Here is an 8,845-nt window from a genome sequence, read left to right as displayed (position 1 = left end):
GCTTTCGACAAAATCGGTAAAGCCGTGGCGGGGCGCGTCTTCAACGACAGGCCAGATGTTCAGGAAGGCGACGAGCGTGCTGCCATCGGTCAGCCAGCCGCCATTGGTCGTGACCGCGCCGGCACGGGCTGGTGCGAGACTGTGCGGCTGCGACCAGGTTTCGCCATCCTCGCTGATTGCATACATGACCCGCGTTTCCGGCGCGTCCTCATCGCGGCGAGAGCTTTGCCAATGCATGTAGAAGCGGCCCTGGAAGACTGTCAGAACCGCGCCGTGATTGTAGGCAAAGTCCTCGCTATCGCTGGGGCGATAGACGGTGAAGTGTTCCGCATTCGGCGCAGCCTCGAGGCCAAGGGTCGCCGGATGGGAGGCATCATATCCTGCGACGTCAAGCCTGACCGCGCCGGCGGGCGCCGCACTGTGCGACGCGCACCCGGCAACCGCCGCCAAACCAAGCGCGAAGACCGCCCGACAGATCAATGCATCCAGCGTTCGTCTAGCAGCTCCACCTCGCCGCCGCGCACGCGGACTTCCCAAGCCGGGTCGGAGGGCTGTCCGTCTGCGAAGAATTCATAGATGACCGCGCCGTCTGTCTGCGTGCTTTCAATCGTGCGAACCGGTTCTGCCCCGTCGCTGGCGTCAGGCGCCACCGTGCGCACGTCCTCTGGCACGTCGGACCATTCCAGATCGCGCTGGATCTCGACGATGCGGGCGTTCTCGCCTTCCATCAGCACGTCGAATTCAAGCTCTGAGCCATCGCCCAATTCGCCTTCGACATCGTAATAGGTGCGCCCGTCGCGAACCTTCTTCATGACCTCCTCGACCTCGAAATCCGGCCGTTCGGCCGCGATCGCTGCGGTAACAGACGCCGGCAGAGCCGAGAGGTCGAGTTCGGTGATGACGACATCTTCAGTTGTGGCGCAGGCCGCCAGTATCAGCCCGGCCATGGCGGGAAGCGTGAAGCGTTTCATGGATCGTCTCCTTATGTGCCCCACTGGATGAAGGGGACTTTGGCAAAAAGTTCGCGCTCGCGCTGGCGGGGGTCATTCTCCAGCCGGGTCTCGGCGTCGAAAACCATGGTCTCGCGATTGGGCAGCATATGCTTGCCCCATTGCGGCAGGCCCGCATGGTTCGGATCGCCTGTGCGGGCAAGCTGGATGAATGCGGTCGAGAGCTGGTCGGCCACGCGCATCGCGGTCGGGCCCGTGCCGGACATGGCGCGCGGCTGGGCGAGATTGTCGAAGGCGTGCTCGATATCGATCGTATGCGGCGCGCCGCGCTCACGCTCGGCGGCTGGCAGATCGAACTGGTAGACCCAGGTCGGCGCGCCCTGCGCAGCCCGCACATCGGATTCCTCGACCTGTCCGCGCCAGCTGCGCCCCGCCGTGGTCGCCTTGAACATGATCTCGGCGGGCCCGAGCTCCGGGAACCAGTCGCGATACTTGGCCACGACCAGCTCAGGGTGAATGTCGCAGCGCATCTGGATGGCGAGGTATGCCGGCAGCGTCTCCCAGGTCAGCGCGAAAGCCTCATCATTCCAGAGGAAGGCCTTGGTCTCGTCAGCCGTGTTGCCGAGGATCATCGGTATCTTCGCCGACTGCGCCGGCGCATCCGGCCAGAAGGGGTGGCGTGTCAGCATGCGCTCGTCGAGGACAGGGCCGAAATAGAGGCCGTGGGCGTCGTTGATCGGATCGCGCGCAGCAAGGCCCTCGACCAGCTGCTCCATCGGCGCGGACTTCAACGCATCAACGGAATTAAACCCCACCGTCTCGAGATAGCGCTGCGCCCGCGCCGTTCCGTTGAGAGGGCCACAGGCGGTGACCTGCTGGCCGCTCATCGTGGCCGCTGCGTGGAAGAGCCCTTTCGCGGCCGGACTTGCCATCATGGTAGCGATCTTGGCGCCGCCGCCGGACTGGCCAAACACCATGACGCGGTCAGGATCCCCGCCAAAGGCTTCGGCATTCTGTTTTACCCAGTTGAGCGCAAGGACCAGATCCCACTGGCCGGAATTGCCGCTGTCGGGAAAGGCGCCGGGGAAAAGCCGGTCGAGATAGAGATAGCCGAATGCATTGAGGCGATGGTTCACCGTGATGACCACGACATCGCCCTTCACCGCCAGTCGGGTGCCGTCATAGAGCTCTGATGAGCCGGACCCGTTCGAATAGGCCCCGCCATGGATGTAGAACATGACTGGCCGTTTTCCGTCATCGCCGAGGCCCGGCGTCCAGACATTGAGGAACAGGCAGTCCTCGCTTTCCAGCGGTTTGTCCGATTGCTGCGGGCAGGCCGCGCCATAGCCGGTTGCGGTCTGGATGTCGGGGCGGCGCGCGGCAGGATCGGGTTTGGCAAAACGGGTGCGGGCAGTGTCTTCGCCGTAGCGAATCCCCTTGAAGACGTGGATGCCGGAGGCGTTGGTCTCGCCGCGCCAGGGTCCGCTTGTCGTGTCGACCGGGCGGGTGCCTGTCTCGGCGCGGGCATAGAGGCCGGATGATAATGAAGCAGCCGCTGCAGTAGTCAGAATGGCCGTTCGTCTTGTGATGTCCATCCCTGGGCCTCTCTGTTGGCTGCGGCAGATCTCTATCGTCTGACGTCGAGCCCGTTTTCGTTGATCGCTTCCTCGACCTCGTCGAGGCTTGTCAGGTTCCAGTCGCCTGGAATTGAGTGTTTGATGGCGCTCGCGGCTGTCGCAAATTCGATGGTGCGCTGCGGGTCGAAGCCTTCGATCAGCCCATGCAGGACGCCAGCGGCAAAGGCATCACCGCCGCCGATCCGGTCGACCACATTAGCCATATCGTGCGGCCGCGAGGTCCAGTGGCCCTCGCGCGCATAGAGCTCGCCGGTCAGCGTCTGGTTGGACACCGAATCCTGCTCGCGTGTCGTGGCTGCGACGGTCTTCAGGCCCGGAAACGTCTCGAAGGCGCGGGATATGGCGTCGGCGCGCGGCTCGATATCGATGCCGAGCAGGAGTGCGATGTCGCGTTCATTGATGAAGGCGACCGTCGCATGGGCGAGTATGTCTTTCAGGACGGACGGTCCATCACCGCCCCACGCCTTCCAGAGCGCTTCGCGGTAATTGCCGTCAAAAGCAACATTCACGCCTTGCGACCTGGCCTCGCTGACCGCTCCGAGCACTGCCTTCGAAGGCGCGGGGCCAACCGCCGGCGTGATACCCGAAACGTGAAGCCAGTCGGCGCCTTTGAGCAGGCAGGACCAGTCATAGGCATCCGCGCGCATCCCTGCGAAAACAGAATTGGCGCGGTCATAGACAATGCGCGACGGGCGGCGGACAGCGCCGGTTTCGAGGAAGTAGAGGCCCATACGGCCGTCGCCGGAGAGGACGTTGTCTGTGCTGACGCCTTGCGCCTTGAGGGCCGAGCGCATCGAGTGACCGAACGGATTGTTCGGCAGGGCGCTGACCATGGAGACGGCATGCCCGAACCGGGCGAGCGAAACGCCGACATTGGCTTCAGCACCGCCGAAGTGAACGTCGAATTTCGGCGACTGCATCAGGCGTTCATGGCCGGGCGCGGTGAAGCGGAGGAGAAGTTCTCCGAAACAGATGATGCGCCCCGCCATCCTCAATGTCCCTAGCGCGCGAGCCAGCCGCCATCGACGGGCAAGGTGATGCCCTGAACATAGTCGGAGGCGCGTGAGGCGAGGAAGACGACCGCGCCGCCAAGGTCTGCCGGGTCGCCCCAGCGCCCTGCCGGAATACGGCCGAGGATTTCCCTGTTGCGCGTCTCGTCGGCCTGCAGCGCGGCGGTATTATTGGTCGCGAAATAGCCGGGCGCGATGGCGTTCACATTGATACCATGCCCAGCCCATTCATTCGCGAGGATGCGCGTCAGCCCCATCACGCCGCTTTTGGAGGCCGTATAGGACGGCACCCGGATGCCGCCCTGATAGGACAGCATCGACGCGATATTGATGATCTTGCCGCGTGTCTTTGTGTCGATCATCGAGCGCGCCGCCTTCTGGCTGAGGAAGAACAGCGTCTTGAGGTTCACATCCATCACCGCGTCCCAGTCTGCTTCGGTGAAATCGATGGAGTCATTGCGCCGGATAATGCCGGCATTGTTGACGAGAATATCGAGGCCGCCGAGCGCTTCGCGGGTCTCGCCAACGATCGTGTCGACCGGCTCGAGGCTGCCAAGATCGGCCATGATGACATGCGCCTTACGGCCAGCCTTCTCAACGAGCTCCACGGTTTCTTCCGGCCTTGAGCGGCCGACCAGGGCGAGGTCTGCGCCGGCCTCTGCGAGCGCGACGGCCATGCCCTGGCCGAGACCTGTATTGGCCCCGGTAACGATGGCGACCTTGTCTTCAAGATCGAAAGGATTGCGGCTCATATGCCCTCCGGACAGGTGAGGTGTGTAGGGTTCGAGACGGGCTCGATCAGGATGCGAGCACGCCCTTCAGATAGTCGGACATCTCCTGATCCTGCGAGTTCGGGAAGAACTGGTCCTGGAACTTTTCGCCTGAAATGGCGGTCTTCAGCAGATTCTGGTCCACCGATTTCAGAACCGTCAGCATGTCCTTGCAGGAGGCTTCCTTGAGCTTGCTGAGGACGCCGCGGTTTTCGGCCATGACAGCGGCGCGCTCTTTGGGATAGCCGACGCCGCGCTCGACTTCGAACAGCTTGCGATAACAGTCCTGGAGATTGAGCTCTGCCGCCCAGCCGAAGCCTTTGGCATACGGCATGGAGATCGCATTGCCGTCATTGATCTGGCCGAACAGGAAGGCGTCGGTCGGGTCGATTACGAGGCCGCAGAAAATGCCCGGCATAGCATTGCAGGCGAGGTTGGAGCCCATGCCCGTTCCGCAGCCGGTCACGATGAAGTCGGCGGCTTTTGAATTGATCAGAATACCTGCGAGAATGCCGATCATCGGATAGGTCAGGTGCGCTTTGTCTTCCGGCGTGTACATGCCGTAGTGATGCACTGTGTGGCCGAGCGGATCGACCACGGACTTGAGCGCGTCATGAACGATGCCGTTTTTTGCGGCCTGGCTGTTTTCGATAATGAGGGCGATGTTCATGTGAGCTTCCTTCAGCGTCAGTTTTGGTAACCGGTGTCATAACACTCTAACCCGGCTCTATCAACCGTACTTCTAACTTGGCCGAGCCGTGGACCGGCGAACAATGATCTCCGGCTTGAAACTGTCATTGCGCTTGTTGCCCGCCTCGCTAACGAGGCGCATCAGCCCCCTTGCTGCTTCCTGTCCCATCTCACGGATCGGCAAGCGAACCGTGGTGAGGGCCGGCGCGATCCGGCTGGCCATGGGTGTGTCATCAAATCCGACAATTGACAGGTCTTCCGGCACGCGCAGGCCGGCATTGCGGGCAGACGTGTAAACACCGATCGCCATCTCATCATTACCGGTAAAAATGGCTGTCGGCCTGTCAGGCCGCGACAGAAGATTGTCAGCCGCATGGACACCGGAATCGAAGGTGTAGCCCGCTTCAATAGTCAGGCTCGGGCTGAGTTCGATGCCGAATTCCGACAGCCCCTGACGGAAGCCGAACAAGCGTTCATGGGCCGAGCGGAAGGACCGCGGGCCATGAATGTGGGCGATCTGCTTGTGACCCAGATTGGCAAGATGGCGGGCCGCCTGCGCGGCCCCCTCTGCATCATGGGTACGCACCAACCTGGCCGGTTCATCAAGGTCCACCGAGGCGATCCTGATGAAGTCGCAATTATGCTTGACCAGCATTTCCGCCACCGCGTCATCCTCTGAAACCGACGGCGGCATGATCAGGCCGGTCGGCCTGTGGCGCTCAACAAAGCGCTCAATCTTTCCAATATAATCAGGGTCCTGGCGGTCGACCGGCTGCAGAACGAGCTGATAGTCCGTCCCTTCCAGCGCGTCTAGAATGCCGCGCTGCATGTTGACCACATATTGCGGGCTCGGATTGTCGTAGGCGAGGCCAATCAGGAAGGACCGGCGAAAGGCGAGTGCGCGCGCCTGCGGATCGGGAGAGTAACCATGCTCGTCCATGATCGCCTTGACGCGCTTGCGCGTCTCATCCTTGACCAGAGGGTGGTTGTTGAGCACCCGGGACACTGTTTTCTTTGAGACTTCTGCAAGCCGCGCAATGTCATTGATCGTGATGCGGCCCGAGATGGCCGACCCGTCCTGGCCAGAACCGGGCTTCATGTCATCAGTCTTGGCCAAGTCAGTCTCCGGTTTTGCTTTCTGGACCCTGTATTAAGCTAGTCTCCGAAAGCGCACAAATCAGGTGCCCCGAGCGCCCGCCTCTGCATCGAGCGCGCTGTCTGCCTTTGGTGCCATCGTCTCAAGGTTCCATCGATCAGCGTCGAACGCCTGGCTGACCTGTGGAAAGTCGGGATATCCGCCAACCTCTTCCTGGCTATCGATGATACCGCCCCGCCCTTCTGCCGCATCGGCGAGCACGCGCACATCATTTACATCCCGGTCCCAGGGGCGCGCGCCAGCATGGGCGAGCACATAGGTCTCCACCTCTTCTGTCGGAAGCACGTCGAGGCCGCTCCAGCTGAAATGCGGTGCATCCGTCTCGATAATCTCGGTGGGATTACTCGTATAGCGGCCGAGCGTTGGCAGGTCGCCGCCCCAGCGGTCATGCGCCTGATTGCCGGACATGTGAACCGACAGGTTGCCTGTGCCGCCAATCATGAGAAGCGGCAGGCCCTCTTCGGTCGACGGCCCGGCGCGCAAGGCGTTATTGATCAGATCCATCCGTCCAAGCACAGGCGGAACATCGCCCCATTCCAGGTCCTGCAGATTATACTGAACCGCGCGCTGGCCCGGATTATAGATAAGGTTGTTGATCACCGCGCCCTGCACACCGCCCTTGAAGAGCGGGCTGCGCTCATAGTTCGAGGTGTAGAGATTGGCGTAGATGACAATGTCCGAGACATTGTCATGAATGAGCGAGCCCTTCGAATGCTCGCCTTTGGCATGGGTGGAATGAGCCAGGCCCTCTGCGACGATATTCTGCGAAAACAGGATGTTGTGCGATGTGCCCTCTCTCCAGTCTGCCTCGGATTCCCCTGTAAAGCGCGGCCCTGAAGCCGACAGGTTCTCATCTGTCGCCCAGGAGAGTGAGCAGTGGTCGACGACGACATTGTAGGCCGAAGACGTTGTGATCGCATCGATGTCGCGTCCGGAGCGCGGCGCCTCGCCGAGATCCCCCGGCCGGATGCGGAGGTGCTGCACGATCACATCATGCCCGCTAATGACCAGGCCGCCCTTGACCAGCGTAACACCAGGAGACGGCGCCGTCTGTCCTGCGATCGTCACGAAGGGGTCGCGAATGGCGATATTGTCGCCTGCCAGATCAATCACGCCGGCCACTTCGAAGACGATGATGCGCGGGCCTGATTGAGATAGCGCGTCCCTCAACGTACCCGGGCCGCTCGAGGCCAGCGACGTCACCCGGATGATGTCACCGCCAGCGCCGCCATTCGTGATGTCTCTGGCCAGAAGCGGGGCGCCGTATTCCCAGGCCTTCGCCGGCTCCATCCGCTCGGACGCAAAGGCTGAGGCGTCCGCAGACTCTGCGGCGCCGGTGTTCGCGGCCGGCATCTGGGCGCAAGCCGATGACGCAAACAATACCCCTGCGGCCATTGCCAGTCCTGCGAATTTCCTGCTGCTTTGCTTCATCATTGTCTCCCTCGAAGTCTTGCTGAGATTATGGCTCCATAAAGGCTTGGCCACTTCCCATTTAATGTATATAGACAGGTTATGACACCGGTTTCCTTAACTGTCTAGAAGAGCAATATGTCACTGGGTCAGGGAGGCGGGAATGCAAAGTACAGTAAAAGGGTCAGGAGTCGCGGACATGCGAGCAAAAGCCTTCGTAAGGGCGAGAACGGACGGCCTTGCCCTCCCTGCCTATCCCGGCACCAAGCCCGGAACACTTGAAGAAGCCTATGCAATTCAGGACGCCGCGATGGATGCCTTTCCTGATCGGCTGACAGGATGGAAGGTTGGCGGCATCAATGGCGACTGGCGCAAGACGCTCGATGTCACGCGCCTCGTAGGCCCGGTCTATTCCACATATACACACGACTATAATGGCAGCGTGATCGACATGCCGGTCTTTGCCTCCGGCTTTGCCGCCGTCGAGGGCGAAGTGACCGCAATTATCTCAGAGGACGTGCCCTCCAGAAAAACGCATTTCACGCTCGATGATGCGCGCGCCCTTGTCGCGTCGCTTCATGTCGGTATCGAGATCGCCAGCAGCCCGTTTCCCGAAATCAATGATCACGGCCCGCTCGTCACGATCAGTGACTTCGGCAACAATCGCGGCCTGATCCTCGGCGATGAAATTCCCGGCTGGCAAGCGCTGAAGATCGAATCCTGGACTTTCGAGACCCGCATCAATGGCCGCGTCGTCGGCACATCTGCGCCAGTCGGCATGCCTGGCGGACCGCTTGAATCAGTCAGATACGCCCTTGAGAACACGGCCCAGCGGGGACATCCCATGAAGGCCGGCATGAAAATTCTGACCGGCGCGGCAACAGGCGTCCACCAGGCCTATGCAGGCGATGAAGCGAGCGTGACGCTTGGCGGCGCACATGAAATCACCTGCAAGCTCGTCCCCTTCCGCAAGGCTGACTAGGACGCACGCGGTCTCGCCTGGAAATAGCCGAGCGCGCGATAGCTGACGCGGTCGAAATGCGCCGCGTTCCGACCGGCAGCATAGATCGCCGGCCGCAGGCTCAGAAAGTCATAGGCCACATTGTGGTGGTAGCCTGAGACTTCCATCTGCACGTCCATCTTCCGCCAGGCTTCGGTCTCGCCGGTTCGGTAATGGAAGGTCAGGATGTGCCGGTCATTCTTCATGCGGATGTGCAGGCGG

Annotated in this window: 8 protein-coding genes and 2 pseudogenes; 1 reads left to right on the top strand and 9 read right to left on the bottom strand. The window is 61.5% G+C overall.

The window, feature by feature from the left end; genetic code table 11:
- The 8 genes and pseudogenes from WA989_RS11415 to WA989_RS11380 all read right to left on the bottom strand — a co-directional run.
- A pseudogene (locus WA989_RS11415) lies at positions 1-480 on the bottom strand (hypothetical protein); the annotation flags it as partial.
- Complete coding sequence (locus WA989_RS11410; RefSeq protein WP_424340623.1) at positions 477-971, bottom strand: hypothetical protein; 495 nt, start codon at positions 969-971, stop codon at positions 477-479. The pseudogene WA989_RS11415 and the gene WA989_RS11410, both read right to left, overlap by 4 nt.
- Positions 972-982: 11 nt before the next feature.
- Positions 983-2,545, bottom strand: coding sequence for a carboxylesterase/lipase family protein (locus WA989_RS11405; RefSeq protein WP_424340622.1), 1,563 nt, complete (start codon positions 2,543-2,545; stop codon positions 983-985).
- A gap of 32 nt (positions 2,546-2,577) precedes the next feature.
- Positions 2,578-3,576, bottom strand: coding sequence for a sugar kinase (locus WA989_RS11400; RefSeq protein ID WP_424340621.1), 999 nt, complete (start codon positions 3,574-3,576; stop codon positions 2,578-2,580).
- Between the two features lie 11 nt (positions 3,577-3,587).
- Positions 3,588-4,349, bottom strand: a complete 762-nt coding sequence (gene kduD / locus WA989_RS11395) for a 2-dehydro-3-deoxy-D-gluconate 5-dehydrogenase KduD (RefSeq protein ID WP_424340620.1) — start codon at positions 4,347-4,349, stop codon at positions 3,588-3,590.
- A gap of 46 nt (positions 4,350-4,395) precedes the next feature.
- Positions 4,396-5,037 carry an RpiB/LacA/LacB family sugar-phosphate isomerase gene (locus tag WA989_RS11390; protein WP_424340619.1) on the bottom strand — a complete coding sequence of 214 codons (642 nt, stop codon included), beginning with the start codon at positions 5,035-5,037 and terminating at the stop codon, positions 4,396-4,398.
- Positions 5,038-5,109: 72 nt separating this feature from the next.
- The gene (locus WA989_RS11385) at positions 5,110-6,156 is read right to left on the bottom strand and encodes a LacI family DNA-binding transcriptional regulator (RefSeq protein ID WP_424340624.1); all 1,047 of its coding nucleotides are present in this window, start codon (positions 6,154-6,156) and stop codon (positions 5,110-5,112) included.
- A 78-nt stretch (positions 6,157-6,234) separates the two neighbouring features.
- Entirely contained in the window at positions 6,235-7,644 is a 1,410-nt protein-coding gene (locus tag WA989_RS11380; RefSeq protein WP_424340618.1) for a pectate lyase family protein, read from the bottom strand.
- A gap of 178 nt (positions 7,645-7,822) precedes the next feature.
- Here WA989_RS11380 and WA989_RS11375 point away from each other — a divergent pair, with 178 nt between their 5' ends.
- Positions 7,823-8,605, top strand: coding sequence for a 2-keto-4-pentenoate hydratase (locus WA989_RS11375; RefSeq protein ID WP_424340617.1), 783 nt, complete (start codon positions 7,823-7,825; stop codon positions 8,603-8,605).
- Here WA989_RS11375 and WA989_RS11370 read toward each other — a convergent pair.
- Positions 8,602-8,845, bottom strand: a pseudogene (locus WA989_RS11370) (hypothetical protein); the annotation flags it as partial. The gene WA989_RS11375 and the pseudogene WA989_RS11370 sit on opposite strands and share 4 nt — an antisense overlap.

Source organism: Henriciella sp. (assembly GCF_049649345.1).
Lineage (GTDB): Bacteria > Pseudomonadota > Alphaproteobacteria > Caulobacterales > Hyphomonadaceae > Henriciella.
The sequence above is the reverse complement of the archived record's forward strand: the minus strand, read 5'-3'. Positions and strand labels throughout refer to the sequence as shown.